Origin of the sequence: Alishewanella maricola (assembly GCF_016343785.1) — a bacterium.
GTDB classification, from domain to species: domain Bacteria; phylum Pseudomonadota; class Gammaproteobacteria; order Enterobacterales; family Alteromonadaceae; genus Alishewanella; species Alishewanella maricola.
This window is the reverse complement of the sequence record NZ_JAEINI020000060.1, coordinates 1-302: the sequence shown is the minus strand read 5'-3', so window position 1 is coordinate 302 and position 302 is coordinate 1. Positions and strand designations below refer to the sequence as shown.

Sequence of the window (302 nt, the reverse complement as noted above, 5' to 3'; positions counted from 1 at the left end):
ACTGCCGTCGCATCAATGGTTAATGGGCCATCAGCTAAGGTGCTGACATCGACGCCTTCTAACTGGTAGCTGCCATCGGCCAGCACGGTGGCTTGAGCAATGACCGTTTTACCGTTTTGGTCGGTGATGGTGATGTTAATTACGGTGCCTAGAGCAACGTCGGTAGTGGTGCCCGATAAATCGAGGGTGCCATCCGTATTATCTACTGTAGCGGCAATATTCAGTGTACCAGGTGTTGTCTCTACTGTGTGTGATGAAGCACCACTGGATTCGACGGTATTACCGGCGGCATCGCTTGATGT

At 51.7% G+C, this 302-nt stretch carries 1 pseudogene; it reads right to left on the bottom strand.

Features of this window, described 5'->3' with window-relative positions:
* A pseudogene (locus JAO78_RS16725) lies at positions 1 to 302 on the bottom strand (hypothetical protein); the annotation flags it as partial.